Origin of the sequence: Streptomyces sp. NPDC058685, from assembly GCF_042714725.1 — a bacterium.
Classification (GTDB): Bacteria; Actinomycetota; Actinomycetes; order Streptomycetales; family Streptomycetaceae; genus Streptomyces.
In genome coordinates this window covers 177,353-203,134 of sequence record NZ_JBHXSL010000004.1, presented here as the reverse complement: position 1 = coordinate 203,134, position 25,782 = coordinate 177,353, and the positions used below count along the sequence as shown (strand labels likewise).

The 25,782-nt window shown below is 71.5% G+C and carries 24 protein-coding genes; 11 read left to right on the top strand and 13 right to left on the bottom strand.

The features are described from left to right. Window positions 1–109: 109 nt before the first annotated feature. Together ACFWU3_RS05490 and ACFWU3_RS05485 are read right to left on the bottom strand one after the other, a co-directional pair. Window positions 110–2,548, bottom strand: a complete 2,439-nt coding sequence (locus tag ACFWU3_RS05490; RefSeq protein ID WP_384431516.1) for a dolichyl-phosphate beta-glucosyltransferase — start codon at window positions 2,546–2,548, stop codon at window positions 110–112. Beyond that, window positions 2,545–3,222 carry a GntR family transcriptional regulator gene (locus tag ACFWU3_RS05485; protein ID WP_384431513.1) on the bottom strand — a complete coding sequence of 226 codons (678 nt, stop codon included), beginning with the start codon at window positions 3,220–3,222 and terminating at the stop codon, window positions 2,545–2,547. The genes ACFWU3_RS05490 and ACFWU3_RS05485 overlap by 4 nt, the downstream gene beginning before the upstream one ends. A gap of 182 nt (window positions 3,223–3,404) precedes the next feature. On the opposite strand from ACFWU3_RS05485, the gene ACFWU3_RS05480 reads away from it, so the two are divergent. Further along, window positions 3,405–3,854, top strand: coding sequence for a hypothetical protein (locus tag ACFWU3_RS05480; RefSeq protein ID WP_384431510.1), 450 nt, complete (start codon window positions 3,405–3,407; stop codon window positions 3,852–3,854). 320 nt (window positions 3,855–4,174) lie between these two features. On the opposite strand, the gene ACFWU3_RS05475 is transcribed toward ACFWU3_RS05480, so the two are convergent. Next, a complete protein-coding gene (locus tag ACFWU3_RS05475) occupies window positions 4,175–5,536 on the bottom strand; it encodes an aspartate aminotransferase family protein (protein WP_384431508.1) in 1,362 nt (453 codons plus the stop codon). A 162-nt stretch (window positions 5,537–5,698) separates the two neighbouring features. Between ACFWU3_RS05475 and ACFWU3_RS05470 the strand changes: the two genes are divergently transcribed. Together ACFWU3_RS05470 and ACFWU3_RS05465 are read left to right on the top strand one after the other, a co-directional pair. Further along, window positions 5,699–6,292 carry a DJ-1/PfpI family protein gene (locus tag ACFWU3_RS05470; protein ID WP_384431505.1) on the top strand — a complete coding sequence of 198 codons (594 nt, stop codon included), beginning with the start codon at window positions 5,699–5,701 and terminating at the stop codon, window positions 6,290–6,292. Continuing rightward, window positions 6,289–6,756: a MarR family winged helix-turn-helix transcriptional regulator gene (locus ACFWU3_RS05465; protein ID WP_384431502.1), complete on the top strand. Its 468-nt coding sequence runs from the start codon at window positions 6,289–6,291 to the stop codon at window positions 6,754–6,756. The genes ACFWU3_RS05470 and ACFWU3_RS05465 overlap by 4 nt, the downstream gene beginning before the upstream one ends. On the opposite strand, the gene ACFWU3_RS05460 is transcribed toward ACFWU3_RS05465, so the two are convergent. Further along, window positions 6,722–7,210 carry a VOC family protein gene (locus ACFWU3_RS05460; protein WP_384431499.1) on the bottom strand — a complete coding sequence of 163 codons (489 nt, stop codon included), beginning with the start codon at window positions 7,208–7,210 and terminating at the stop codon, window positions 6,722–6,724. The two genes, ACFWU3_RS05465 and ACFWU3_RS05460, sit on opposite strands and share 35 nt — an antisense overlap. 178 nt (window positions 7,211–7,388) lie before the next feature. On the opposite strand from ACFWU3_RS05460, the gene ACFWU3_RS05455 reads away from it, so the two are divergent. After that, on the top strand, window positions 7,389–9,095 hold the full coding sequence (locus ACFWU3_RS05455) for a protein kinase (protein ID WP_384431496.1): 1,707 nt from the start codon (window positions 7,389–7,391) through the stop codon (window positions 9,093–9,095). Here ACFWU3_RS05455 and ACFWU3_RS05450 read toward each other — a convergent pair. Further along, a complete protein-coding gene (locus ACFWU3_RS05450; protein ID WP_313945065.1) occupies window positions 9,073–9,495 on the bottom strand; it encodes a hypothetical protein in 423 nt (140 codons plus the stop codon). The two genes, ACFWU3_RS05455 and ACFWU3_RS05450, sit on opposite strands and share 23 nt — an antisense overlap. Window positions 9,496–9,651: 156 nt before the next feature. Between ACFWU3_RS05450 and ACFWU3_RS05445 the strand changes: the two genes are divergently transcribed. Both ACFWU3_RS05445 and ACFWU3_RS05440 read left to right on the top strand, forming a co-directional pair. Continuing rightward, on the top strand, window positions 9,652–10,488 hold the full coding sequence (locus ACFWU3_RS05445; protein ID WP_384431491.1) for a helix-turn-helix domain-containing protein: 837 nt from the start codon (window positions 9,652–9,654) through the stop codon (window positions 10,486–10,488). After that, the gene (locus ACFWU3_RS05440; protein ID WP_384431488.1) at window positions 10,485–10,721 is read left to right on the top strand and encodes a DUF397 domain-containing protein; all 237 of its coding nucleotides are present in this window, start codon (window positions 10,485–10,487) and stop codon (window positions 10,719–10,721) included. Before ACFWU3_RS05445 ends, ACFWU3_RS05440 begins: the two co-directional genes overlap by 4 nt. Window positions 10,722–10,770: 49 nt before the next feature. On the opposite strand, the gene ACFWU3_RS05435 is transcribed toward ACFWU3_RS05440, so the two are convergent. Beyond that, window positions 10,771–11,652, bottom strand: a complete 882-nt coding sequence (locus ACFWU3_RS05435; RefSeq protein ID WP_313945072.1) for a glycoside hydrolase family 19 protein — start codon at window positions 11,650–11,652, stop codon at window positions 10,771–10,773. Window positions 11,653–11,815: 163 nt separating this feature from the next. Between ACFWU3_RS05435 and ACFWU3_RS05430 the strand changes: the two genes are divergently transcribed. Further along, window positions 11,816–13,348 (top strand): substrate-binding domain-containing protein, encoded by a 1,533-nt coding sequence (locus ACFWU3_RS05430; protein WP_384431485.1) that lies wholly within the window; start codon window positions 11,816–11,818, stop codon window positions 13,346–13,348. Between the two features lie 80 nt (window positions 13,349–13,428). Here ACFWU3_RS05430 and ACFWU3_RS05425 read toward each other — a convergent pair whose 3' ends face one another. Further along, window positions 13,429–14,715 carry an adenylosuccinate synthase gene (locus ACFWU3_RS05425; protein ID WP_313945074.1) on the bottom strand — a complete coding sequence of 429 codons (1,287 nt, stop codon included), beginning with the start codon at window positions 14,713–14,715 and terminating at the stop codon, window positions 13,429–13,431. A 153-nt stretch (window positions 14,716–14,868) separates the two neighbouring features. Between ACFWU3_RS05425 and ACFWU3_RS05420 the strand changes: the two genes are divergently transcribed. Together ACFWU3_RS05420 and ACFWU3_RS05415 are read left to right on the top strand one after the other, a co-directional pair. Next, window positions 14,869–15,684, top strand: a complete 816-nt coding sequence (locus ACFWU3_RS05420; protein WP_384431482.1) for a diacylglycerol kinase — start codon at window positions 14,869–14,871, stop codon at window positions 15,682–15,684. Window positions 15,685–15,793: 109 nt separating this feature from the next. Further along, window positions 15,794–17,017 (top strand): GDSL-type esterase/lipase family protein, encoded by a 1,224-nt coding sequence (locus ACFWU3_RS05415; RefSeq protein ID WP_384431479.1) that lies wholly within the window; start codon window positions 15,794–15,796, stop codon window positions 17,015–17,017. A gap of 59 nt (window positions 17,018–17,076) precedes the next feature. Here the strand turns inward: ACFWU3_RS05415 and ACFWU3_RS05410 are convergent, their stop codons facing one another. Further along, complete coding sequence (locus ACFWU3_RS05410) at window positions 17,077–17,583, bottom strand: MarR family transcriptional regulator (protein WP_313945077.1); 507 nt, start codon at window positions 17,581–17,583, stop codon at window positions 17,077–17,079. Window positions 17,584–17,676: 93 nt separating this feature from the next. Here ACFWU3_RS05410 and ACFWU3_RS05405 point away from each other — a divergent pair, with 93 nt between their 5' ends. Together ACFWU3_RS05405 and ACFWU3_RS05400 are read left to right on the top strand one after the other, a co-directional pair. Further along, on the top strand, window positions 17,677–18,576 hold the full coding sequence (locus ACFWU3_RS05405) for an ATP-binding cassette domain-containing protein (RefSeq protein WP_384431476.1): 900 nt from the start codon (window positions 17,677–17,679) through the stop codon (window positions 18,574–18,576). Next, a complete protein-coding gene (locus tag ACFWU3_RS05400; protein WP_384431473.1) occupies window positions 18,573–20,189 on the top strand; it encodes an ABC transporter permease in 1,617 nt (538 codons plus the stop codon). The genes ACFWU3_RS05405 and ACFWU3_RS05400 overlap by 4 nt, the downstream gene beginning before the upstream one ends. Window positions 20,190–20,302: 113 nt before the next feature. Here ACFWU3_RS05400 and ACFWU3_RS05395 read toward each other — a convergent pair whose 3' ends face one another. The 5 genes from ACFWU3_RS05395 to ACFWU3_RS05375 form a co-directional block, all read right to left on the bottom strand. Beyond that, window positions 20,303–21,520: a cytochrome P450 gene (locus ACFWU3_RS05395; protein ID WP_384431470.1), complete on the bottom strand. Its 1,218-nt coding sequence runs from the start codon at window positions 21,518–21,520 to the stop codon at window positions 20,303–20,305. Window positions 21,521–21,604: 84 nt separating this feature from the next. Next, on the bottom strand, window positions 21,605–22,264 hold the full coding sequence (locus ACFWU3_RS05390) for a response regulator transcription factor (protein ID WP_313945080.1): 660 nt from the start codon (window positions 22,262–22,264) through the stop codon (window positions 21,605–21,607). Then, window positions 22,261–23,631: a histidine kinase gene (locus ACFWU3_RS05385; protein WP_384431711.1), complete on the bottom strand. Its 1,371-nt coding sequence runs from the start codon at window positions 23,629–23,631 to the stop codon at window positions 22,261–22,263. Before ACFWU3_RS05385 ends, ACFWU3_RS05390 begins: the two co-directional genes overlap by 4 nt. 95 nt (window positions 23,632–23,726) lie before the next feature. Next, window positions 23,727–24,554: an NAD(P)H-binding protein gene (locus ACFWU3_RS05380; protein WP_384431466.1), complete on the bottom strand. Its 828-nt coding sequence runs from the start codon at window positions 24,552–24,554 to the stop codon at window positions 23,727–23,729. A 156-nt stretch (window positions 24,555–24,710) separates the two neighbouring features. Beyond that, window positions 24,711–25,580 (bottom strand): alpha/beta hydrolase family protein, encoded by an 870-nt coding sequence (locus ACFWU3_RS05375; protein WP_384431463.1) that lies wholly within the window; start codon window positions 25,578–25,580, stop codon window positions 24,711–24,713. Window positions 25,581–25,782 lie beyond the last annotated feature (202 nt).

Below are 25,782 nucleotides of genomic sequence, written 5' to 3'. Positions count from 1 at the left end.
AAGGCTCGCTCTCCAGCAGGATCGGGCACGGTCGGCGCGACAGTCGTGCGATGGTCGGGACAGAGTAGTGCCACGGACACGTTCGGCGAAGGGGGCCGGTCACCTGCCGTCACCGCTCCCCTGCGCCAGTGTCCCTGGACGTTCCCACATCCCATACCCATACGCCGCCCACTCGCCTGCCCGGCTTTCCGAGCAGTTTCTCCACCGTCGCATGGAGCGCCTCGGCGTTGTACTGCGGCTGGAGCACCACGACACCCGCCCGCCACGCCTCCAGGTCCGCGCGGGCCTGGGCCTGCCAGTTGGGGCCGATCACCGGGACCTGTCCGGAGTTGCGGACCTCACTGAAGAGGTTGGAGGTGTGCCGCGGGGTGGCGCCGTAGATGCCGATACGGTCCGGTCCCCAGGGGCCGTTGAAGTAGCCGCCCGCGACCGGGAAGTCCAGCGTGGTGGCCGACTGCCAGTGCAGGGCCTCCGCACCGGCGGGGGACGGCAGCGGCACGGTGACCATGGATTCGCCCTCGGCGAGGTACGCGCGGTACATGCCCCGTGTGATGAACTCCGGCACGTCCTGCCGCTCGCGCACCGGGTACGGCGTCGGCAGCACCGGCAGCAGCGCCGCCGCCACCGCCGCGAGACCCACGACCTGATGGACCCGATCCTTCGTGACGGCCAGCCGGTCGACGGCGAGCGCGAGGAGGATGCCGAGCGCCGGCGCGCAGATCATCGCGAACCGCGACTCGATGACGGACTCGAAGAGCGGCTGGTGGGCGAGCGCCCGCCAGGGGCCGGTCAGCACGATGTCGGTGTACGGGATGCGGAACGTCGAGCCGAGCGAGAGGAAGGCCGCAGCGAACGCCGTGAACGCCAGCGCCTTCACCGCCGCGAGCCGCCACAGCCGCACCACGATCGCCGTGGTGAGCGCGACGAGCGGCCAGCCGAAGAAGGCGTTCTGCTCGGTGCGGTTCATGGCGAGCCGGTCGGCGCGCTCGTCCGTGCCCATCAGCGAGCGTCCCGCGAACTCCAGGAAGGCGCGCGGTCCGTTGGCGGTGTTGTCGCCGTGCAGCACGTTCGTGTAGCTCTGCGGTCCGAAGAACTGCCAGCCCAGCGGGAAGGCGACCAGCGGCAGGCACACCGCGAGCGCGACCGTGATCCCGCGCAGCAGCGGCCGCCAGGCCGTACGGGCCGCATCGCGCCGCACGAGCGCGTACGCGAGGGCGAAGAACAGCATGCCCATCGCCGCGAGCAGCAGCGGCTCCTCGCCGAGGAAGATCTGGTACGTCGCGAAGAGGCCGAGGAGCACGCCGTCGCGCACGACCGCGCGGCCCTCGCACAGCCGCAAGGCGCGGTCCACGATCACCGGGATCATGAACAGCACCAGGAAGTTGGGGTGCGCGTTGCCGTGCGAGATCATCGGCGGCGCGAAGGCGGCGAGGCCCGCTCCGACGGCCGCGGCCCACCGGTTGTCGATGAGCCGGCGGGCGATCAGCCAGTACCAGGACGAGGCGGTCGCGGCGAGGCCGAGGGTGAGCACGAGTGCCCAGGTGACGGTCGGGCCCAGCAGCAGGGTCACCGGGGTGAGCGGGACGGAGAGCCCGAGCATCACGGTGTTCGCCATCAGGTTCACGCCGTCGGGATGCCCCTGGAGCGTCGTGAACAGCGGATTGCGCAGATGGATCACGTTGTCGGCGGTGACGGCGAAGAACCACTCCCACTGGTTCTGGTCCTGTCCCGCGTCGTCGAGGTAGCCGTGGCCGAGGTCGGCCCACAGGTCCTTGTAGAGAAAGAGCGCCGCGACGAGGAAGAGGCCGACGACCAGGAGGTCGGTCCGCCGCACCGCACGGGCCCGCAGATGGACGAGTTCCAGCAGGACCTTGCCGTAGTCCAGCGGTCTGACCTTGGAGCCCTCCTGGTGCGACCAGCGCACCGGGACCTCCGTGACCGGCCAGCCCTCGCGCCGGAAGTGGCGGAGTATCTCGACGTCGATGCCCCACCCGTCGAGCCGTGAATCGGCGAAGGCGGCGCGCGCCTTGTCACCGTCGAAGAGCTTGAATCCGCACTGGGTGTCGTGGATCCCGGGGACGGCGACGGTGCGTATGAGCCGGTTGCCCATCCGGCCGAGCCACTCGCGGGTCCGCCGCTGGTGGACCTCGATCGTGGAGTCGGGGTGCGCGCGCGAGCCGATCGCCGCCGCGCTGTCCTCGGCGGCGAGCTGCTTGTCGAGGCGGTCCAGCTCCTCGATGGGCGTCGCGAGGTCCGCGTCGGTGACCAGTACCCGCCGGCCGTACGAGGCGAGCACGCCCTGCCGCAGGGCGTTGCCCTTGCCGCGGTTGTCCTCGCTCGCGACCACATGGATCCGCGGCTCGTCGGCCGCGGCCTCCCGGGCGATCTTGGCGGTGGAGTCGGTGGACCCGTCGTCGACGACGATCAGCTCCCAGTCCCCCCAGCGGCCGGGCTCCGCGCGCAGATGGGCGCAGATCGCCTCCAGGGTGGGCCGAAGTCTGCTCTCCTCGTTGTACGCCGGGACGACGACGCTCAGGTCCACGCTCACTGCTCCAGCCGATCCGCCCAGGCGAGCGCATGGTCGTTGTAACTGTCGACGACGGTGCGGGCGGCCGCCAGGTCGCCCTCGGTGATGGCGTCGATGAGATCCTCGTGCCCGTTCCACAGCCAGTCCCGCAGCTCGGAGTCCGCCCGCAGGAACGGGACGGCGAACACCCATGCCTGGACGCGCAGCCGGTGCAGGAACTCGGAGATGTAGGTGTTGGCGACGACAGCGCCGAGCTCGTTCCAGAAGCGCAGGTCGTAGCCGATGAGGATGTCGAGGTCGCCGCCGCGGGCGGCGCGTGCGGCCTCCTCGGCACGGCGGCGCACCGACACCAGCGCCTTGCTGGGCACGGTGCTGCGGCCCTGGCGCTCCGCCTGGCGGAAGATGCCGTCGATGACCAGCGAACGGGCGTCCACCATGCGGCGGTAGTCGTCGACGGTGAACCGGTGCACGCGGAAGCCGCGGTGCTGGTCCGAGTCGAGAAGGCCCTGCGCGGACAGATCGACAAGGGCCTCGCGCACCGGTGTGGCCGAGACGCCGTACTGGTCGGCGATCTGCTTGACGGTGAACTCCTCACCGGGCTTCAGACGTCCCGCGAGCACCTCGTCACGCAGCGCGTCCGCGATCTGTTGCCGCAGAGTGCTGCGGGTGACAGCGGTACTGCCGGTGCCGCGCATCGATGGCTTCTCCTTCGCCGGGGGTCCCGGACACGATAGGCCAGTGCCGACGAACCGGGTGAGGCACGGGTGAATGACCTGCGACGGGACCAAGCGTCCAGCGCGGTCCGGGGCACACGGGACCGGCAGGACCGCACGGCGCAATCACGAGGGAGACGGAACATGCCCACAGGGAGGCGGACATGACCGACGTCTTCGAGGCGGCCACGGGCGACGGCCCGGCGGAGCTGCTCGCGGACCGGGACCGGGCCGCGCAGGTGCGGACGGCGTACCAGGGTCTGCTGCAGATACGCAGCCTGACGGGCGCGGCACCGGCGGAGTGGGAGCTGCGTCGGACGGTCCGCGCGGTGGCCCTGGCGCTGGAGGCGGGCGGCCTGTCGCCGTCGGCGACGGACGTGGAGGGTGCGCGCACCGCGACGGGGTACCGCGTGCGCACCGCCGACCGGGCGGGCGTGGTGTGGGTGGACTGGCTGGGCCCGCCGGGCAGCGGCGCCGCCCAGGAGGAGGAACAGCGGCTGTCGGAGTGCGCGCGGGTGCTGACGTCGGCGGGCTGGGAGGCGCTGCTCTACAAGGGCCCGCGCAACCGCAGGTTCCTGGAGGTGGAGCCACCGATGGCGCCGCCCGGCGGGTGACGCGTGCAGTGCCGGGTACGGGGCCGGGGCCGGGGCGCGCTCGACTGTCGAACAGGCCGCAAGCCCCGCCCCGCGGTGGGCTCGACCGTGCGAGGAGGCGCAAGCCCTGCCCCGCCGCCGGCCCGACCGTGCGAACAGGCCGGAAGTCCCGGCTCCGCCGGCGATGGAGGCGCGGGGTCCGGGGCGGAGCCCCGGGTACGGCCGGCCCACGGCCGTGTCCTCAAACGCCGGACGGGCTGACCTACCGGGCCTCGCCGCACAGGGTCCGGGGCGGAGCCCCGCCACAGCCCGAAGCCGTGGCGGGGCTGGACCGCCCGCCCTCAGGCCACGCGTTCGTCCGCCACCGACAGCGCCACGTCCAGCGCCGCCAGCCCCTCCTTCGCCTCCGCCTCGCTCACATTGCACGGCGGCACCGCGTGCGTCCGGTTCATGTTCACGAAGGGCCACAGGCCGTTCGCCTTGCACGCCGCCGCGAACGCCCCCATCGGCGCCGCCGCCGAACCCGTCGCGTTGTACGGCACCAGCGGCTCACGCGTCTCGCGGTCGCGGACCAGGTCAAGCGCCCAGAACACGCCCGTGCCCCGCACCTCGCCCACGCTCGGGTGGCGTTCGGCCAGGTCGCGCAGGCCCGGGCCGAGGACCGTCTCGCCGATGTGGGCCGCGTGCTCGACGACCTTCTCGTCCTCCATCACCTGGATCGTCGCGACGGCCGCCGCGCAGGCCAGCGGGTGGCCGGAGTAGGTGAGGCCGCCGGGGTACGGCCGGGTCTCGAAGGTCGCCGCGATCTCCGCGGAGATGGCGACACCGCCCAGCGGCACATACCCGGAGTTGACGCCCTTGGCGAAGGTCAGCAGGTCGGGCACCACGTCGAAGTGGTCCGCGGCGAACCACTTGCCGGTGCGGCCGAAGCCCGCCATCACCTCGTCCAGGACGAACACGATGCCGTGGCGGTCACAGATCTCGCGAACGCCCGCGAGGTAGCCGGGCGGCGGGACCATGATTCCGGCCGTGCCGGGGATCGTCTCCAGGATGATCGCCGCGATCGTCGAGGGGCCCTCGAACGCGATGGTGTCCTCGAGGTGCTGGAGCGCCCGCGCGCACTCCTCGGCCTCGGTCGACGCGTAGAACGGGGAGCGGTAGAGGAAGGGTCCCCAGAAGTGGACGACTCCCGCCGTGCCGTTGTCGTTCGCCCAGCGCCGGGGGTCGCCGGTGACGTTGATCGCGGTCGCGGTGCCGCCGTGGTACGAGCGGTAGGCCGAGAGCACCTTCGGGCGGCCCGTGTGCAGACGGGCCATCCGGATGGCGTTCTCGACGGCCTCGGCGCCGCCGTTGGTGAAGAAGATCTTGTCGAGGTCGCCGGGGGTGCGCTCGGCTATCAGCCGGGCCGCCTCGGAGCGGGCCTCGACGGCGAAGGCGGGCGCGAAGGTCGTCAGCCGGCCCGCCTGCTCCTGGATCGCGGCGACGACCTTCGGGTGCTGGTACCCGATGTTGGTGTAGACGAGGCCGCTGGTGAAGTCGAGATAGCGGTTCCCGTCGTAGTCCCAGAAGTACGAACCCTCGGCGCCGGCGACGGCGAGCGGGTCGATCAGGCCCTGGGCGGACCACGAGTGGAAGACGTGCGCACGGTCGGCCGCCTTGACGGCGGCGCCGGCCTGGGGATCGGCATCGGCATGAGGGGTCATGCGGCCCAGCGTAAGGACGCGCAGGTGAGGGCCGACATGGCCACCCTGTATGGCCTCGGCCACTTTCATCGGCGTTCTGTCGGGTGCTTCGACCCCTCGAAGGACATTGACAGCATCCTGTCGACATGACAGTCTTCTGTCATACCGAACGAGGAGGGCACCATGACCCGCACCACCGTTCATCTCGCCGTCTACGACACCTTCGCCGACTGGGAGACGGGCCACACCACCGCTCATCTGACCCAGAACGGCTTCACGGTCCGGACCGTCGGCCTCACCACCGACCCGGTCACCACCATGGGCGGCGTCCGTGTCCAGCCCGACCTCGCACTCGCGGACCTCGACCCCGCGGACAGCGCGCTGCTGATCCTCACCGGCGCCCACCTCTGGGACGCCGGCGACGACCTCGCGCCATTCGCCGCCGCCGCGCGCACCTTCCTCGACGCGGGTGTCCCGGTCGCCGCCATCTGCGGCGCCACCGCCGGACTGGCGCGCGAGGGTCTGCTGGACGACCGCGACCACACCAGCGCCGTCTCATTCTACCTCGCCGCCACCGGCTACAAGGGCGGCGAGCACTACCGGGAGGCGGACGCCGTCACCGACGGCGACCTGATCACCGCGGGCCCGACCGAGCCCGTCGCCCTCGCCCGCGAGGTCTTCGCCAGGCTCGGCGTGTACGAGGGCGAGAAGCTGGACGCCTGGTACCGGCTGTTCCACGACTCGGACGCCTCCGCCTTCGCGGTCCTCGAATCGTGAGCCGCGAAGAACAGGATCTGCTCACCCGGACGGCGCTCGGCGTCTTCCGGCTGAACGGCCAGTTCCTCACGGTCTCCGACGAGTTGGCGAAGGACGTCGGACTGACCGCGTCCTGGTGGCAGGTCCTCGGAGCGGTGGTGCGGGTGCCGCAGCCGGTCGCCGGGATCGCCCGGGACATGGGCATCACGCGCCAGAGCGTGCAGCGGATCGCCGACCTCCTGGTCGAGCGGGGCCTCGCGGCCTACGAGCCCAACCCCGCGCACCGCCGGGCCAAGCTGCTGCGTCCGACCGACGAGGGCCGCTCGGCGATCTCCCGGATCGACCCGGGCCATGCCGAGCTGGCCGGCCGTCTCGCCGAGGCACTGGGTCCCGAGCGGTTCGCCGAGACGGCGCGAGTCCTGGAGGAGCTGTCCAAGGCGCTGGAGGCGATCAGCGGACCCCGGGAAAGAAGTCCGCGCTCGTGACGTAGTCCATCGCCTCGGTGAAGACGGGGTCGCCGAGGCGACGCTCCATCTCCTCCTCGCTCACGTCCTCGATGTGCGTCTGGATCCAGTAGAGGTTGCCGAAGGGGTCGCGCACCCGGCCCACCCGGTCGCCGAAGAAGAGGTGCGTCACCTCGGTCACCGACAGTCCGCCGGCCTCGACCGCCCTGCGGTGCACGGCCGCCGCGTCCTCGACGTACAGCCGCAGGAAGGCGGGCGTCGGCGGCCAGTCGGCCCCCGGGGCGTCGAAGAGCATCACCACCGCGTCCCCGATCCGCACCTCGGCATGGCCGATGCGGCCGTTCTCGTCCGTCATCCGGCCGAGCTCCACCGCCCCGAACGCCGCCTTCAGGAACTCGATGACGCCCGCGGTGTCCTGGCCGATGATCCACGGTGTGACGCTGGTGTATCCCTCGGGAACCGGCTTGACGGTCATGGCAGTCTCCTCGCATACGGGTCGCGCGCACCGGACGTGGTCACCGGGGCGCTCGGGGTGCGCTTGCGCGAGACCGACCGTAGGCGGCATGCAGGTCGGATACTGACCTACTTGCCGTGGCACGGACCGCACTATTCTCGGTCCGTCCAACAGAAGACTTCGGGGGAGGCGCGCGGCGATGGACCAGCTGGCACCAGGGGATCCGCAGCACATCGGTGAGTACAGGCTGCTCGCCCGGCTCGGAGCGGGCGGCATGGGCCAGGTGTACCTCGCGCGCAACGACCGCGGCCGCACGGTCGCCGTGAAGCTCGTACGCCAGGAACTCGCCGAACAGGAGGAGTTCCGGGCGCGCTTCCGCCAGGAGGTCCGGGCCGCCCTGCGGGTCGGCGGGCAGTGGACGGCGCCCGTGCTCGACGCCGACACCGAGGCGCCCGTGCCGTGGGTGGCCACCGGCTATGTCGCGGGTCCCTCGCTGCACTCGGTCGTCTCCGGCGGCCACGGCCCGCTCCCCGTACGGTCGGTCCGCATCCTCGCGTCCGGTCTCGCGCACGCCCTGCGCAGCATCCACGGCGCGGACCTCATCCACCGCGACCTGAAGCCGTCCAACATCCTGATCACCATCGACGGCCCCCGGGTCATCGACTTCGGGATAGCCAGGGCGCTGGAGACGGTCACCGACGGCGGTCTCACCCGGACCGGTGCGCTCGTCGGTTCCCCCGGCTTCATGGCGCCCGAGCAGGTGCGCGGCGACCGGGTCACCGCCGCGTGCGACATCTTCTGCCTCGGCGCGGTCCTCGCCTTCACCGCGACGGGCCGGCTCCCCTTCGGCTCGGCCGACAGCGGCGTGCACGCGCTGATGTTCCGTATCGCGCAGGAGGAACCGGACCTCGAAGGGCTGCCCGAGGACCTCGACGAACTCGTCCGGGCCTGCCTGAACAAGGATCCCGAGGCGCGGCCGGGTCTCGACGAGATCCTGGAGCGCACGGTCACCGACGAGGACGACGAGCCCTGGCTGCCGGGCGCGCTGATCGCCCAGCTCGGCCGTCACGCCGTGCAGTTGCTGGAGGTCGAGCAGCCCGCCGGCCCGGCGAAGGCGGCGCCCGAGCACCCGCCGACCGTCACCGCCCCGCCGAAGGCACCCACGTCGACCCCGCCGCCCACTCCCCCGCCCCCGCTGCCGTACGGCTACCCGCAGCAGCACCCCGGGCCGCAGCAGACACCGCCGTACGCGCACTACCAGCAGACACCGCCGTCCCACCACCACCAGACGCCGCCGTACCAGCAGACCCCGCCTCCGTACGTGCTGACGCCCCCGCCCGCGGCCCCGGCCAGGAGCAATCGCGGGACGGCGGCCCTCATCGTGGTGGCGCTCATCGTCGCGGTCGGCGCCGGCGGGTCCGTCTACGCCTTCATGGGCGACAAGGACAAGAAGACGACCGCGGACCCCAAGCCGGGACCGGCGTCCTCGGGCCCGGAGACCCCCGGCTCGACCACCCCGTCCGCGTCCGACAGCCCGTCGAGCACGCCGTCGAACAGCCCGAGCACGGCCGAGGGCGGTGTCCCGGCCGAGTACGTCGGCACCTGGACGTCCTCCTTCGACACCGCCGACGGCACCAACACCCGGACCATGACGATCACCCAGGGCTCCTCGGGCGAACAGGTCATGACCCTCTCCGGTATCGGCCCCACCTACGACTGCCGCTGGTCGGCCACGCTCCAGGCCTCCGGTCCGCCGCTCGAACTGGGCCCCACCCAGGTCACGTTCGGCGACCGGACGAAGTGCTCACCGGGCCAGTGGAGCCGGCTGGAGCTGTCGAACGGCACGATCGTCCGTGAACTGGTCGGCTCGGGCGGCGCGCCGCTCACGTACCGGAAGACCGGCTGAGCACCACCGTCGCGGAGTGCCACAGCAGCAGGGGATGGACGAACCGTCCGGCCGATGTGGGCGGAAACCGCCAGGACAGCGGCCAGGTGCGGCCCCGTAGAGCGGGCACGGGGATGAAACTGACGTGCGCCGGGCCCGAGCCCAGCCGGGTGACCCCGCGCGGCCACGGCCGGTGCGCGGTGCTGCCCACCGGTACGAGGAAGTACACCGACCGCCGTCCGTAGGCTTCGGCGACCACGGGGCCGGGGTCGCCGTTCGTCATCACCTCCAGCAGATCGGCGAGCCGGCGGCCGTCCTCACCGTCGACGCGCGCCGCGTCGAATTGCACACCTGCTTTGCGGAGTTGGAATCCGGAAGCCGGAATCCAGTCCAGGTTTACTTGGCGACTTTGCGTATCCACGACGACATCCTCGGTGACCACGGATAGCGTTTTCCAGAGCCTGAAGGAGCCGTTGCGTACGTCTTGACCTGCACCAACGCCCCTTGAGGCGGGTTGAATTCGACGAGTTCCGGTTGAGACCGGTTGAGTCCGGTCGAGTCGAAGTGGTGATCAGAAATGGCGCGAGCGGAGAACAAGGAAACGGCGGGTCCGGCGACGCGTTTGGTGGCGAACGTCGCCAAGAACCTGCGTATCCGGCAGGGACTGACGCAGGAACAACTGGGAAGCGAACTCGGCTACTCGGGCGCGGCCGTGAGCGCGATGGAGACCTTCGCGCAGCCGGCGAGCGACGACATGCTGGTGCAGCTGGAGCGGGTGCTGGGCAGCGGGACGGGGATCTTCGAGCAGGCGCGGGAGTACGTGCGGCTGGACAAGTACCCGGCGCAGTTCAAGGACTACGTCCTGCTGGAGCAGAAGGCGGTGGGCCTGTCGCTGTACGCGACGCTGGTGGTCCACGGCCTGTTCCAGACCGAGGCGTACGCACGGGCACTGATCGGCGGCGGCTACCCGCCCCTGCCCGAGCCCCGCGTCGAGGAGCTGGTCGAGGCGCGGCTCGCCCGCAGGGTGCTGTTCGACCGGGAGCCGGTGGCACTGATCGAGCTGATCGTGGAGGAATCGGTGTTACGGAGGGGGATCGGGAACCCGGAGGTGATGCGGGCGCAGTTGCTGCACCTGGCGGAGTGCGCGCGGCGGCGGAATGTGACGTTGCAGGTGCTGCTCATGGACTGCGGTTTCGGGGGCGAGTACGCAGGCGGTCACGGCGGACTGAATCTGGTCGAGACGCCGACCCACGAGCACCTGACCTACCTGGAATCCCAGGAGGAAAGCCTGCTGATCGCCGACCCTGCAAAGGTGAGTACGTACATGCAGCGGTATGCGAAGATCCGGGCACAGGCCCTGGATCCCCGTGAATCGCTGGGCCTCATCGAGAGGTTGGCAGGAGAGCTGAGATGAGCGAGACGCTGCACTGGCACAAGTCCAGCTACAGCAATGCCAGCGGTGGCGACTGCATCGAGGTCGCCTTCTCCTGGCACAAGTCGAGCTACAGCAGCAGCAGCGGCGGCGAGTGCATCGAGGTCGCTACCTGCCCCGACGCCGTCCACGTGCGCGACTCCAAGAACCCCGGGGGCCCCGCCTTCACCGTCGCACCTGACGCCTGGTCGCGCTTCACCGCCTGGACCCGCTGACCGGTGCGCGGCCCTGCCGTCTCACCGCAGGGCCGCGCACCGCACAGGGTCAGCAGTACAGGTTGCCGCCGGGGGCGACGCCCAGGATCTGGGTGAACTGCTGGTACTTGGTGACCCGGCTCTGCACCTGGCCGGGGTTGCCGCCGTTGCACTCCAGCGAGCCGTTGATGCTGCGGATCGTCTCGCCGAAGCCGCGGCTGTTGACCATGGCGTTGTGCGGGGTCATGGTGCCGGGACCGTTCTGGGTGTTCCAGTACCAGAGGCCGGTCTTCCAGGCGACGGCCGATTCGCGCTCGACGCGCCAGGGGTCGGCGAGCAGGTTGATGCCCAGCGCGTCGCCCGCTGCCTTGTAGTTGAAGTTCCAGCTGAGCTGGATCGGTCCGCGACCGTAGTAGGCGGCCTGGCCGGCCGGGCAGCCGTAGGGCTGGCTGCGGTCGCAGTAGTGCGGGTAGTTGGCGGTGTTCTGCTCCACGATGTGGACCAGCCCGCCCGTCTCGTGGGAGACGTTCGCCAGGAAGGCCGCGGCCTCCTGCTTCTTCACGGTGTCGCTTCCGGTCTTCGCGAACGCCGGGTAGGCGCTGAGCGCGGCGGTCAGACCGCTGTAGCTGTAGAAGGAGTTGCGGCCCGGGAACATCTGGTTGAACTGCGCCTCGCTGACCACGAAGCCCGACGGCTGCGGGTTGCCGCCGCCTCCGCCGGTACAGGTGCCCTGGTCCGCCCAGACGTCCGCGGAGCCCGGACGCTCGTTCTGGGTCCACCACTTGGCCTGGTAGTTGCGGCCGTTGTACGAGGCGGACATGCCGCCCGTGTAGACCGACGAGGAGTTCCACGCGGCAGCGCAGGCCGCCGCGGACGCGGTGCTGGGGATGAAGACGGCGAGCCCGATGGCCATGGCGAATGCCGCGAGCAGGGTGGTGACGCGTCTCAGCATGAGTTCCGTCCTTCCGTGGGGGTAACCCACACCGAACGGCATTGGTCTGGACCTGTCAAGGTCTAGACCAAGGGTTGTTACGTACTGAACGAACGGCGAATCTTGAGCGACCGAACGCCCCAACTCCCGTGCGCCCAGGGCGATTCGCCATAACGTGACCGCCGTGGAATGGCTGAGCCCCGAGAACGTCGTCGCCGTGCTCACCGCGCTCCTCGGTGTGCTGGCCTCCGGCGCGGTGCTCTGGTACGAGCGGCGGGTGCCGCGGCGCAAGCGCATCGGATACCGCGTCCAGCTGGACACCCCGATCGGCAGCAACGCGCCGGGCGGCGGCCGGGGGAACGTACGGCTCGGGCTGTTCAACGAGACCCCCGACATGTCCGACGCCACGCTCGTCCTGCTGCGCATCGAGAACGACGGCGCGCAGTCGATCGCAGGCGACGACTACACGGGCCGTGGAGTGCACGGCCTGACGGCGGAGTTCGCGGACCGGACGGTCCGGGCGATCGCCGTCACCCAGCCCGCGGACGCCGACCATCTGATGGAGCACTTCACCCCCGCGGCGGGCCTGTGGCACACGGACGGCACGATCCACCTGCCGCGCGTGCCGCTGAACCGGGGCGAGCACTACAAACTGCTGGTGCTGCTGACCGGCGGCCACGTCGGCAGTCCGATCGGTGTCACGGGCGGCATCCGCGACGGCGAGGTGCGGCCCAACCGCAGCACGACACCCGACGACAAACCGCCGGTCTTCAGCCGGGCCGCCCGCACCATCACGGTCCTGCTCACTGCGTGCGTCATCGTGCTGGCCTCGATCATCGTCGTACGGGAGGACGCCCCGCCGCCCATGGGGTGCCAGCGCGGCAGCCTGACACTGACCGGGTCGACGGCCTTCGCCCCCGTCGTACGGGAGTTGGCGGCGAAGTACGAGAAGGACTGCGAGGGCGCCACCGTCGTGGTGGACGCGCACGGCAGCACCGCCGGGATACGGGCGCTGGCCGACGAAGGGGCGAATCAGGACAAGGCACCGGCGCTCGTGGCGCTCTCCGACGGGCCCAAGCCGGGCGGGTATCCGCAGCTGCGGGAGGTCCGCGTCGCGGTCTCCCTCTTCACGCTCGTCGTCAACGACAGGGTCCCCGTACGCGACCTCTCCCTCACGGACGTCCGGCGCATCTACGCGGGCGAGATCACCAACTGGAAGCAGCTCGGCGGCCCCGATCTGGCTGTCCTGCTGGTCAGCCGGGACGCCAACTCCGGTACGCGCGAGGTCTTCCAGCGCCGGGTGCTGCACCGCAACGAGCCGGCGAACTCCTCACGCGACTGCGCCCACCGGGACGACCCGCAGGCACCGGTCGTGCGCTGCGAGCTCGACAGCACCGAGCAGGTGCTCGCCACGGTGGCCAGGCTGCCGGGCGCGATCGGGTACAGCGAACTGCGCTCCGGCAGCGGGCTGAAGGGGGCGCACCGCCTCAGCATCGGCGGGCAGGCGCCGAACGTCGACGAGATCGGCAGGAGCGCGTACGTGTACCCGTATCTGGAGATCGAGTACGCCTACACCTACGGACAGCCGCCGGCGGACTCGCTCGCCTCCAGCTTCCTCGGCTATCTGACGCGCGGCAGCGGACAGGACGTGATCCGCACCCACGGGCATCTGCCGTGCGGGACACCGAAGGGGCTGCGGATCTGCGGCGAGGACTGAGCCGGGGGCCGGTGGCGGGAAGGAGGACGACGACGCCCCCGGGACCGCGGTCCCGGGGGCGTCGTCGTGCACAGCCGGTGCTACGACAGGAACGAGTTGATCTCGATCGTCTCCGTGCGGCCCGGGCCCACGCCGATCGCCGAGATCGGCGCGCCCGACATCGACTCCAGCGCCTTCACGTAGTCCTGCGCGTTCTTGGGGAGGTCCGCGAAGGTCTTGGCCTTCGTGATGTCCTCCGACCAGCCCGGCAGGTACTCGTAGATGGGCTTCGCGTGGTGGAAGTCCGTCTGCGAGTACGGCAGCTCCTCGACGCGCTTGCCGTCGATCTCGTACGCCACGCAGACCGGGATCTGCTCCCAGCCCGTCAGCACGTCCAGCTTCGTCAGGAAGAAGTCCGTCAGACCGTTCACGCGCGTCGCGTAGCGCGCGATCACCGCGTCGAACCAGCCGCAGCGGCGGTCACGGCCGGTGGTCACACCGCGCTCGCCGCCGATGCGGCGCAGCGCCTCGCCGTCCTCGTCGAACAGCTCCGTCGGGAAGGGGCCCGCGCCCACCCGCGTCGTGTACGCCTTGAGGATGCCGATCACCCGGCTGATCTTCGTCGGTCCGACACCCGCGCCCGTGCACGCGCCGCCGGCCGTGGGGTTCGAGGAGGTGACGAAGGGATACGTGCCGTGGTCCACGTCCAGCAGCGTGCCCTGGCCACCCTCGAAGAGGACGACCTTGCCCTCGTCGATCGCGTTGTTCAGCAGCAGCGTCGTGTCGGCGACGTACGGCCGGAGCTTCTCCGCGTACTGGAGCATCTCCTCGACGATCTTCTCCGCCTCGATCGCCCGGCGGTTGTAGACCTTGGCCAGCAGCTGGTTCTTGGACTCCAGCGCGGCCTCGACCTTCTGCTGGAGGATCGACTCGTCGTACAGGTCCTGGACGCGGATGCCGACGCGGTTGATCTTGTCGGCGTACGTCGGGCCGATTCCCCGGCCGGTGGTGCCGATCTTCCGCTTACCGAGGAACCGTTCCGTCACCTTGTCGAGGGTGACGTTGTACGGGGTGATCAAATGAGCGTTGCCGCTGATCAGCAGCTTGGACGTGTCGACGCCACGGTCGTTCAGCCCGCTCAGCTCGGAGAGCAGGACAGCCGGGTCGACGACGACCCCGTTGCCGATGACCGGGGTACACCCCGGCGAGAGGATTCCGGAAGGGAGGAGATGCAGCGCATACTTCTGGTCGCCGACCACGACCGTGTGGCCGGCATTGTTGCCGCCCTGGTAACGCACCACATAGTCCACGGATCCACCGAGCAGGTCGGTGGCCTTTCCCTTGCCCTCGTCACCCCACTGAGCACCGAGCAGCACAAGTGCGGGCACAGGCGTACACCCCTTCCGGGCGGGGCATGTCCAAGGTCAGGGGGCGTGTGCCGTGCCTGAGTCTGCGGACCTGTTGCCCCGGAATAGACGAAGCCCCTGGCGCAATAGCGCAAGGGGCTCTTGCACAAAGATGCTACCCGAGGAAGGACCGAGGTGTCGGCTCACGACCAGCTGCTGGTGGTCATCGACCCGGTCGCCCGCCGAAGTGACGGCGAGTCCGTGCGGATCGCGAAAGATGTGCTGTGCGGTGGCTCTGAGGCGAAAATCTGCCTTCCGGAGGGACCCGAGGAATTCGCGCGGGCGCTGGCCCGCAGGGGCTCGCGGCGCCCCGTGGTGATCGGCGACGACCGTGCGCTGCTGCGTGCGGTGTCGCTGCTGCACCGGGACCGGTGGCTCGGCGACGGCGCCCTGTCGATGGTGCCGGTCGGCCCGGCGGTGGATCTCGCGCATTCGCTGGGCGTGCCCCGCACGGCGGTGGCGGCGGCCCGGGCGGTGCTGGACGGGGTCGTACGACGGCTGGATCTGCTGGTGGACGAGAGCGACGGCGTGGTGCTCGGGGATCTGTCCATCCCGGCCGTCGCCGCGCCCGGATCGGGAGCGAACGGCGCCTCGGTGTGGAACGCCTGCCGCTCCCTGGTGCGCACCCTGGTCAGACCCGTGCCCCCGGCGGTGGTCCGCACCCACCGGCTGCGGGTGGAGGCGGACGGCGTCCTGCTGTCGGACCTGGACCGCCTGGTGGAGGCGGTGACGGTCCGCACGGGCGGCGGGCGGGCGGAGGTCACGGTCCGCGCATCGGCCTCCGGGGACCCGCTGGTCGCGAAGGCGCTGACGGTGACGGTCTCGGGCCCGGACTTCCGGTACCGGGCGGACACGCTGATCACGGGCCCGGTGCGGACGCGGACCTGGACGTTGCGGCCGGGGGCGTGGGGACTGACGCTGCCGTCGGCGGCGACGGCGTCGGGGGGCTGAGGCCGCGCCGTCCGAGCACGGCCGCCCGTCGGCGCCGACGCCGGGCCGAGGGGCCGAGGGGCCGATAATCATTGGGCACACCACGTATCCGGCCAGCAGAATGCAGTCCATGAACGACCGGCGCGACGACACCCCCCACACCCCCACGGCGGACCCGGCGACGGACTGGACCACCACTCCCGTCACGGCCGACCTCCTGCGCGGCGCGCTGGAGCTGGAGCGCACGGAGCAGGGGTGGCTGCCGCACCGGCTGCCCGCCCGGGCCCGCGCACAGAACACCGACGGCCAGCTGGCCATGGCGGAGGCCCAGCCCTCGGGCGTACGGCTGGTGTTCCGCACCCGGGCCGGCGTCGTCGAGCTCGACACGCTGCGCACCAAGAACGCGTACAAAGGCGCTCCGCCCCGGCCCGACGGTGTGTACGACCTGCTCGTCGACGGCGCGCTGACCCGGCAGGCCAGTGTGCCCGGCGGCAACGTCCTGATGATCGACATGACCACCGGGTCCGCGGAGACGCTGCCCGGCCCGGTCGGCACCGTGCGGTTCTCCGGACTCCCGGGCCGCGACAAGGTCGTCGAGATCTGGCTGCCGCACAACGAGATCACCGAACTGGTCGCCCTGCGCACCGACGCGCCCGTCGAGGCCGTGCCGGACACGGGCCGCAGGACATGGCTGCACCACGGCAGTTCGATCAGCCACGGCTCGAACGCCGCGAGCCCCACCACCACCTGGCCCGCGTTCGCGAGTTCCCTCGGCGGTGTGGAGCTGACGAACCTGGGCTTCAGCGGCAGCGCCCTGCTCGACCCGTTCACGGCCCGCGCGCTGCGGGACACCCCCGCCGACCTGATCAGCGTCAAGATCGGCATCAATCTCGTCAACACCGACCTGATGCGGCTGCGCGCCTTCGGTCCCGCGGTGCACGGCTTCCTCGACACGATCCGCGAGGGCCACCCCACCACTCCGCTGCTGGTCGTCTCGCCGGTCCTGTGCCCGATCCACGAGGACACCCCCGGCCCGAGCATTCCGGACTTCAGCGGCGTAGGCGAAGGGCAGCTACGGTTCCGGGCCGCGGGCGACCCCGACGAACGGGCCGCGGGAAAGCTGACGCTGGGCGTCATCCGGGAGGAGCTGGCCCGCATCGTGAAGCAGCGAGCGGTCGACGACCCGAATCTGCACCATCTCGACGGGCGCGAGCTCTACGGCGAGGACGACTCCGCCGAACTGCCGCTGCCGGACGACCTCCACCCGGACGCCGCCACCCACCGCCGCATGGGCGAACGGTTCGCGGCGCTGGCCTTCGGCGCGGGCGGCGCGTTCGCGGGTGAGGGTTCCTGACGGCGGCGCCACTGAAGTCTCCGTGGCCGGGCGCTGCGCGAGGTTGCCGCGAGCGACTGTCAGGGCGCCGGGATGCCGTGCTCCTCGCGGTAGACGCGCCAGCGGTCCATCATCCCCTCCAGCTCATGCTGGAGGAAGCCGAAGAACTCGGCGGTCTGCGTGACCCGCGCCCCCGCCGCGGTGTCCGGGCCCAGCGTCGCCGCGCCGTCGCGCAGCGCCTTCTCCCACCGGGTCAGCAGCTGGTCGCGCCGGGTGAAGGTCTCGTACCAGAGCTCGTTGTGCAGGACGTAGCGGTCACGGCGTGAGCCCGGGTCCCGCTCCCGGCTGACCATGTCGACCTGGCTGAGGTAGCGCACGGCCCCCGAGACGGCCGCCGGGCTGATCCGCAGCTGCTCACCCAGCTCGGCGGAGGTCATGCTGCCCTTCTCCGAGGACAGCAGCGCGGCGAAGACCCGCGCGGCCATCCGCTGCATACCGGCCTCGGTCAGTTCGGCCGCGAACCGCTCCACGAAGCGCGAGACCGCCTCGTCACCGGCCCGCCCGTTCGCGCTGTCGTCGCCGCTCATGACCCCATCGTCTCCCCTCGTCCGGCCTGCCCACCCGAGTTTATACGCTTCCTTAACTTCACAAATTTGTGAAAACAGCGTACGTTCCGAAGCATGACGAAGGCCATCACCGTCTCCGGACTCCACAAGTCGTTCGGGCGGACACACGCGCTGGACGGCCTCGACCTCGCGGTCGAGACCGGTGAGGTCCACGGCTTCCTCGGGCCCAACGGCGCGGGCAAGTCCACCACCATCCGGGTCCTGCTGGGACTGCTGCGCGCCGACTCCGGCGCCGCCCAGCTCCTCGGCAGGGACCCCTGGCACGACGCGGTCGAGCTGCACCGCCGTATCGCCTATGTGCCCGGAGACGTCACCCTGTGGCGCAACCTCTCGGGCGGCGAGGTCATCGACCTCTACGGCCGGCTGCGCGGGGGCCTCGACCGGGCACGCCGGGCCGACCTGCTCGAACGGTTCGAACTCGACCCCACCAAGAAGGGGCGCACGTACTCCAAGGGGAACCGCCAGAAGGTCGCCCTGGTCGCCGCCTTCGCCTCCGACGTGGACCTGCTGATCCTCGACGAGCCCACCTCCGGACTCGACCCGCTGATGGAGGAGGTCTTCCAGAGCTGTGTCGAGGAGGAGCGCCGCCGCGGCCGTACCGTCCTGCTCTCCTCGCACATCCTCAGCGAGGTCGAGAGCCTCTGCGACCGGGTCAGCATCATCCGCAAGGGCCGCACCGTGGAGACCGGATCGCTCGCCGAACTGCGCCACCTCACCCGGACAAGCGTCACCGCCGAACTCGCCGGGCCGCCGAACGGACTCGCCCAGCTCCCCGGCGTGCACGACCTGGACATCCAGGGGACGCGCGTGAAGCTCCAGGTGGACACCGACCGGCTCGACGCCGTGCTGCGCTCGCTGAGCGGGTCCGGTGTGCGGTCGCTGACCAGCACACCGCCCACCCTGGAAGAGCTCTTCCTCCGCCACTACACGCCGGAGGAGGCGATGTCGCGATGACCGCCGTGGCCGACGCCGGATTCGCGCCGGCGCGCGGGGGCGGATCGCGGCCCCTCGCGGGGACGGGCACACTGCTGCGTCTCGGTCTGCGCCGCGACCGCGTGATGGTGCCGCTGTGGGTCCTGGCGATCGGCGGGACGACCGCGAGCGCGGGCAACACGCTCGGCAAGGTCTACGAGACCCCCGCCCAGCGGGCCGGCGTGGTCGACTCGATGGCCGCCAACAGCTCCCTGCGCTCCCTGTACGGACCGGTGTTCGACGACTCCCTCGGCGGGATCGTGGCCTGGCGGTACACCGTCTTCATGGCCGCCTTCGCCGCGGTCATGAGCCTGCTCGTCGTGGTCAGGCACACCCGTGAGGAGGAGGAGACCGGCCGCCAGGAGATGCTGTCCGCCGCCATGGTGGGCCGCCGCGCGCCGCTCACCTCGGCACTGCTCGTGGCCCTCGTCGCCAACACCGCGCTCGCCCTGCTGGTGGCGGCGGGGCTGGCCGCCGAAGGCGCGGCCGGGGCGCTCGCGCTCGGCCTCGGCATCGGCGGCGTGGGCATGGTCTTCGCCACCATGGCCGCGATGATCGCGCAGTTCACCGAGACCGCGCGCCTCGCCAAGGGCCTGACGGCCGCGGTACTCGGGCTGGCCTTCGCGCTGCGGGCCGCGGGCGACGCGGCGAGCGACGACGGCTCGCACGTGCTGACCTGGCTCTCGCCCATCGGCTGGGCGGAGAACCTGCGGCCGTTCGCGGCCGAACGCTGGTGGGTGCTGCTCCTGTTCGCCGCGGCCGTCGTGCTCCAGGGCGCCGTCGCGTACGGGCTCGCCGGGCGGCGCGATGTCGGCATGAGCTTCATGGCGGCCCGTCCCGGACCCGCCGAGGGCCGCCTCGCGACCGCGTCCGGCCTGGCCTGGCGCCTCCAGCGCGGCAGCCTCGCGGGCTGGGGCACCGGGTTCCTGCTCGCCGGGCTGATGTTCGGCGGGATGGCGGAGGGCGCCGCCGATCTGGTCGGCGACAACGAGCGGACCCGACAGATGCTGGAGCGGATGGGCGGGCAGTCCGGCATCACGGACGCCTTCCTCGCCGCGATGGTGGGGATGCTCGGCATGGTCGCCGCGCTGTACATCGTGCAGTCGGTGCTGCGGCTGCACGGCGAGGAGACCTCGCAGCGGGCGGAACCGGTCCTCGCGGCGGCGGTCGGCCGGGTGCGATGGGCGGTCGGCCACCTCCTCGTCGCTTTCGGTGGCGCCGCGCTGATCATGCTGCTCGGCGGCCTGGGTCTCGCACTCGGCCACGGCGGGAGATTCGGTCCGGTGCTGGGCGCGAGCCTGGTACAGGTCGCCGCGGTGTGGCTGCTGGGCGCGGTGGCGATGGCCGTCTACGGGATCGTCCCGCGGGCGGCGGGGCTGGCCTGGGCCTACGCGGGCCTGTCGCTGGCGCTCGGCTGGGTGGGCGCGGCCCTGAATCTGCCGGACGCCGCCCTGAAGGTGTCTCCGTTCGAGCATCTGCCGAAGCTGCCGGGCAACGACATGGCCTGGGGACCGGTGGGGGTGCTGCTGGCGCTCGCGGTGGTGTTCACGGCGGCGGGTCTGGCGGGACTGCGGCGGCGCGACATCCTGACGTGACGGGGGTGACGCGGGTGACGCGGGTGACGCGGGCGCGGGCGCGGGCCGGGCATGGCGTCGAGCCGGCCGGGCGCGGGCCGGGCCGGCGCCACGACCGCGACGGCGGCTCGGCGTCAGAGCTCGACCCGCAGCTCCCGCAGCCCTCTGATCACGAAGCCGCCCTGCCACTGCGGCTCCGCCGCCAGCCGCATGGACGGCGCCTCCCGCAGCAGTTCCCCGAACGACGCCATCAGCTCGATGCGGGCCAGCGGCGCGCCCAGGCAGTAGTGGATGCCCGCCCCGAAGCTGACGTGCGGGTTGTCCTCGCGGGCGAGATCGAGGGTGCCGGGGTCCGTGAAGCGGGCCGGGTCGCGGTTGGCCGAGCCGAAGAGCAGGGCCAGCTCCGCGCCCCGCGGGATCACCGTGCCGTCGATCTCGATGTCGTCGAGCACCCAGCGCTCGAAGAGCTGGAGCGGGGTGTCGTACCGCATCAGCTCCTCCACAGCTGTGGACAACAGTCCGTGGTCGGCGCGCAGGGCGGCCAGCTGCTCGGGGTGGCGCAGCAGCGTCCACCAGCCGCCCGCCGTGGTGTTGACCGTCGCCTCGTGCCCGGCGTTCAGCAGCAGCACGCAGGTGGAGACCATCTCCTGCTCGTTCAGCCGGTCGCCCTCGTCGTGCGCGGCGATCAGCGCCGAGATCAGGTCCTCCCCCGGCGCCTTCCGCCGCTGCGCGATCAGCTCCCGCAGATACGCGGAGAACTCGCGCGACGCCCGTACCGCCCGCACCGCCGTCTCCTGCGAGGGGTTCAGCTCGTACATCCCGCAGATGTCCGCCGACCAGGGCCGCAGCTGCCCCCGGTCCGACTCCGGGATGCCCAGCATCTCCGCGATCACCGCCACCGGCAGCGGCTCGGCGACCTCGGCCAGCAGATCGCCGCCGCCCGCCTTCTTCAGATCCGCGACCAGCCCCGCCGCCAGCCGCCGGACCGTCGGCTCCAGAGCGGCCACGGTCCGCGGGGTGAACGCCTTGGTCACCAGCCGCCGGATCCGTGTGTGGTCCGGCGCCTCCAGGTCCAGTAGGCCGTTGTCGTTGAGGGTGGTGAACGGCTCGTGGGACGCCGGGGGCGGCGTCCGCCCGAACTCCTCGTGCGTGAAGCGGTGCAGATACGTACGCCCCAGCCGCCGGTCCCGCAGCAGCGCCGACACATCCGCGTGATGCGGCACCAGCCACTGCCGGGTCGGCTCGAACCAGTGCACCCGCCCGGCGTCCCGCAGCCGGTCGAAGACGGGGTACGGGTCGGCGACGAAGTCCGGCGACCCGGGGGCGAAACCAGCTTCCACGGCAGCGTCCATCCCCGGACGCTAGCCCGGCCAGGAGGGCTGTGACCAGCCTCCCGGCCGCCCGGGAACGAGGCGGTGACCAGCCTCCCGGCCCGGCTACGAGGGTGTGACCAGCCTCGCCTCGTACGCGAACACCGCCGCCTGGGTGCGGTCCCGCAGCCCGAGCTTCACCAGGACGCGGCTCACATGCGTCTTGATCGTGGACTCGGCGACCACCAGATGGGAGGCGATCTCCGCGTTCGACAGCCCCTGCGCGATGAGCACCAGCACCTCGGTCTCGCGCTCGGTGAGCTCACCGACCTGGGAGAGGGCCGGCGGCTTCGGGGTCTGGCTGATCTTGGAGAACTCCGTGATCAGCCGGCGCGTCACGGTCGGCGCGAGCAGGGCCTCGCCGGCCGCCACGACCCGTACCCCGTCGGCCAGTTGACGCGCGGACGCGTCCTTGAGCAGAAAGCCCGACGCCCCGGCCCGCAGCGCCTGGTAGACGTACTCGTCCAGATCGAAGGTGGTCAGCACCAGCACCTTCGACTCCGCGTGCGAGGCGACGATCTCACGGGTGGCCTCGATGCCGTTCAGCTCCGGCATACGGATGTCCATCAGGACCACGTCCGGCGCCAGCTCGGCGACCTTGGAGACCGCCTCGCGGCCGTTCACCGCCTCGCCGATCACCTCGATGTCCGGCATCGCGTTCAGCAGGACGGAGAAGCCTTCACGGACCATGACCTGGTCGTCGACGACAAGGACCCGGATGGTCATGACTGCTCCTCGGTGGCCTGTGCGGGCACGGGGCTCGCGACGGGGATGAACGCGGTGACCTCGTAGCCGCCGTCCTCGGTGGGCTCGGCGGTCATCTCGCCGCTCAGCATGGTCACACGCTCGCGCATGCCCGTGATCCCGTGGCCGGCGCCCGGCGAGGGCTTGACCAGGCCCTGCGGCGCGGTGTTCACGATCCGCAGGCCGATCCCGCCGAGGACGTAGGAGACCTCCACCTTCGCCGAGGCGCCCGGCGCGTGGCGCAGCGCGTTGCTGAGCGCCTCCTGGATGATCCGGTACGCCGACAGCTCGACGCCCTGCGGCAGCGGCCGCACCGCGCCCGTGATCGTCTTGTCCGTCTCCAGGCCCGCCTCGCGGACGTTGCCGAGCAGGTTGTCCAGATCGGCGAGGACGGGCTGCGGGGCGTCGGGCGCCTCGTAGTCCTCGGCCCGGACGACGCCGAGGATCCGGCGCAGCTCGGTCAGCGCCGCCACCGCGTTCTCCCGGATGGTCGCGAACGCCTTCTCCAGCTCGGGCGGCGGGTTCTCCACCCGGTACGGCGCGGCCTCCGCCTGGATCGCCACGACCGACATGTGGTGGGCGACGACGTCGTGCAGCTCCCGGGCGATGGTGGTGCGCTCCTCCAGCAGCGTGCGCTTGTCCCGCTCCACGGCGGTGACGCTCTGCTGGACCGCGACCTCCTCGCGTGCCTCGCGGCGGACGTGCAGCACGGTCACGACCAGCAGGGCGAGGGCGGAGAAGAAGAGCATCTGCGGCGTGTCCGTACCCGCACTCGTGCCCACGAAGATCTCGGCGAACAGCGCGTAGCCGGCCGTCACCGCCCACATCCAGCCCGCGGTGCGCGGCCGGGTCCGGGCCGCGACCACCGTCATCACCACGAGGTGCGCGATGAACGAGCTCGGTCCCCACGGCCAGCCGTCGCCGTAGGAGCCCACCACGGTGACCACGGGGGTCGACAGCAGTGAGAGCCAGAACGCGGCGACCGGGCGCACCAGGGTCAGCAGTACCGCGACGGCCGGCACGAACCCGCTGATCACGAAGTACGCCTGGCTGCCGTTGCTGTCGGCCACCAGGTATCCGACCATCAGCACGAACAGGGCCGCACCGACGATCACGGCGTGCGGGAACCAGCCCGCACGGTCCCGTATCCGCCGCGGCAGCAGGCGTCCGACAAGGCCGCCGCCGGCCCGGGGCGGCAGCGGCCGGTAGGCGAACACGTCGTCGAGGAGATCGGTGCGCAGCCCCGTGAACGCGTCCATGGCGAGGCGGAACTCGGGACTGCGGCTGTCGGAATCGGCGGCGGTGCGCGGTGTGCGCTGCGGGTTCTGCGAATCGGTCACAGCAGCCAAGGTACGGGGACGGGCGGACGCGGTCGTCACCAGCGATATGGATCCTGCCGCGTCCGTCCTGAGTACGACATGAGGCTTCGCAGGGCGTACGTCCGCTACGCGCGGAAGGCGTCCGCGTGCTCCTCGGCCCACTGCGCGAAGGTACGGGCGGGCCGGCCGGTGACCTTCTCGACCGTGCCGGCGACGGTCCTGCCGGCGAGCGGTGTGTTGCCGTACACCTCCAGCAGGAAGTCGATCACGTCCTGGGGCATACCGCCCTCACGCCACTGCGCGACGGCCTCCTCCTCGGTCAGCTCCTCCAGCCGGATCTCCCGGCCGCGGGCCGCCGCCAGCGCTTCCGTCTTGTCCTTCAGCGTCAGCGCCTCGGGGCCGGTGACGACGTACTCCTGCCCGGCGTGACCGTCCTCGCTCAGCGCGACCGCGACGACCGCGCCGATGTCGGCCTCGTGCACCATCGCGCTGAGCCGGCCGGTGAACGGCTCGCGCACCCGGTCGTCGCTGCGGATGCCGTCCGCCCACTCCAGCGCGTTCGCCATGAACTCGACCGGCATGACGACGGTCCACGCGAAGGACTCGCCGGAGCCGCGCACCGCGTCCTCCAGCGGGGTCGGGCCGCCGCCGTGCAGCACGGTGATCCGGCGCACGCCGGCCTCGCGGGCCAGCTCCAGGATGCGCGGACCGCTCTCCAGCGGGGTGAAGTACGGGCCGCCGAAGGTGATCAGATGCAGACCGGTCACGCCCTCCAGGGCGGCGGTGAGGGACTCGGGTTCGGTGAGATCGCCGCGGACGACCTCGACCCCGGCGGGGAAGTCCGCGGTGGCGGGATCGCGGGTCAGGGCGCGGACGGGGAGGCCGCGGCGGAGGAGCTCCGCGACGGCTTGGCGGCCAACGGTTCCGGTTGCTCCGGTCACGAGATGCGTCATGGGAAGAACGTAGGAGGGCTTGCGGTCAGGTTCCGTCCGCAAGCCGTCGGCGTCCGCGGCCAATCGGCGTTCTCGCTGCTTGCGCTTTCGGTGCTTGCGCTTTCGGTGCTTGCGCTTTCGGTGCTTGCGCCGTCGGTGCTTCCGCGCGGGGGCCGGTCACCAGGCGAGCTGGGCGATCTCCTCCGCGACGACGGCGCAGGCATCGGCCGCCGGGTCGATGAGCGGGAAGTGCCCGACCTCCTCCAGCAGGGTCAGCCCCACGGTCTCTCCGGCCTTCGCCGCGGCGTCCACATACGAATCGACGACGGGATACGGCACGGTGGTGTCGGTGCGACCCTGCACGATCGCGGTGGCGATGCCCGTGGGCAGCAGCAGCGCCGGATCGGCGTGCGGCCGGCGCTCCTCGAACTCACCCTCCCCGCCCAGGAGTTGGTGCACCGCACCGCCGCACACATCGAGCTCCACCGCCCGCGCGAAGTCCGCGATCGGCGCGAGGGCGACCACACCGCGCAGCGCGGGAGGGGCGGGCAGCCGCCACGGCGACCCCACGGGCAGCACATGCCGGGCCGCGGCCCAGAGCGCCAGATGTCCACCGGCGGAGTGCCCGGTCAGCACCGTGCGCCGGACGTCCGCCTCCGGCAGCGCCTTGCGCGCGAGATCCGGCAGCGCGTCCAGGACGGCCGCCACATCGTCGAAGGTCTCCGGCCAGCGGCCCGCCACCGGGCTGGTCCCGCCCTGCGCCGGAATCTCCCGCCCGCGCCGGTACTCGACATTGGCGACGGCGAGGCCGCGGCGGGCCAGGAAGTCGGCGAAGGGCGTGACATGGCGGCGGTCGTACGCTCCCCGCCAGGCGCCCCCGTGCAGCACGACGACGAGCGGCACCGAGGCCTGCCCGCCGCGCGGCGCGTAGAAGTCGACGACCTGATCGGGATGGTCGCCGTACGGGACGGAGGCGTCGGGATCGACGGCGGGATGCGAGAACGCCGACGCTTCCTCTGCGGCGTCACGGGCGACAGGGTCGGGCATGCGGTGCCAACCTTCCGATGCAGTCACGGAATTGACCTGACCAGCGGGGACGGTACCAGCACGGCCCGCCCCGCCGGATGCCGAGGCGCGGGTCACGGCCGGAGCCCGCCGGCGCCGGGGGCGCACGCCCGAGAAGGAGCGGCGACCGGCCCCGAGATCGGCGCGGCCCGTACCCCGCAGCCGCCGACCCCAAGGGGCAGAA

Bases quoted from the DNA above. Each gene is read 5' to 3' on its own strand.
- ACFWU3_RS05375 (WP_384431463.1), bottom strand. From the start codon at position 25,580: ATGCCCGACCCTGTCGCCCGTGACGCCGCAGAGGAAGCGTCGGCGTTC.
- ACFWU3_RS05390 (WP_313945080.1), bottom strand. From the start codon at position 22,264: ATGACCATCCGGGTCCTTGTCGTCGACGACCAGGTCATGGTCCGTGAA.
- ACFWU3_RS05475 (WP_384431508.1), bottom strand. From the start codon at position 5,536: ATGACCCCTCATGCCGATGCCGATCCCCAGGCCGGCGCCGCCGTCAAG.
- ACFWU3_RS05460 (WP_384431499.1), bottom strand. From the start codon at position 7,210: ATGACCGTCAAGCCGGTTCCCGAGGGATACACCAGCGTCACACCGTGG.
- ACFWU3_RS05445 (WP_384431491.1), top strand. From the start codon at position 9,652: ATGGCGCGAGCGGAGAACAAGGAAACGGCGGGTCCGGCGACGCGTTTG.
- ACFWU3_RS05410 (WP_313945077.1), bottom strand. From the start codon at position 17,583: ATGAGCGGCGACGACAGCGCGAACGGGCGGGCCGGTGACGAGGCGGTC.
- ACFWU3_RS05485 (WP_384431513.1), bottom strand. From the start codon at position 3,222: ATGCGCGGCACCGGCAGTACCGCTGTCACCCGCAGCACTCTGCGGCAA.
- ACFWU3_RS05480 (WP_384431510.1), top strand. From the start codon at position 3,405: ATGACCGACGTCTTCGAGGCGGCCACGGGCGACGGCCCGGCGGAGCTG.
- ACFWU3_RS05440 (WP_384431488.1), top strand. From the start codon at position 10,485: ATGAGCGAGACGCTGCACTGGCACAAGTCCAGCTACAGCAATGCCAGC.
- ACFWU3_RS05400 (WP_384431473.1), top strand. From the start codon at position 18,573: ATGACCGCCGTGGCCGACGCCGGATTCGCGCCGGCGCGCGGGGGCGGA.
- ACFWU3_RS05380 (WP_384431466.1), bottom strand. From the start codon at position 24,554: ATGACGCATCTCGTGACCGGAGCAACCGGAACCGTTGGCCGCCAAGCC.
- ACFWU3_RS05435 (WP_313945072.1), bottom strand. From the start codon at position 11,652: ATGCTGAGACGCGTCACCACCCTGCTCGCGGCATTCGCCATGGCCATC.
- ACFWU3_RS05415 (WP_384431479.1), top strand. From the start codon at position 15,794: ATGAACGACCGGCGCGACGACACCCCCCACACCCCCACGGCGGACCCG.
- ACFWU3_RS05470 (WP_384431505.1), top strand. From the start codon at position 5,699: ATGACCCGCACCACCGTTCATCTCGCCGTCTACGACACCTTCGCCGAC.
- ACFWU3_RS05405 (WP_384431476.1), top strand. From the start codon at position 17,677: ATGACGAAGGCCATCACCGTCTCCGGACTCCACAAGTCGTTCGGGCGG.
- ACFWU3_RS05455 (WP_384431496.1), top strand. From the start codon at position 7,389: ATGGACCAGCTGGCACCAGGGGATCCGCAGCACATCGGTGAGTACAGG.
- ACFWU3_RS05395 (WP_384431470.1), bottom strand. From the start codon at position 21,520: ATGGACGCTGCCGTGGAAGCTGGTTTCGCCCCCGGGTCGCCGGACTTC.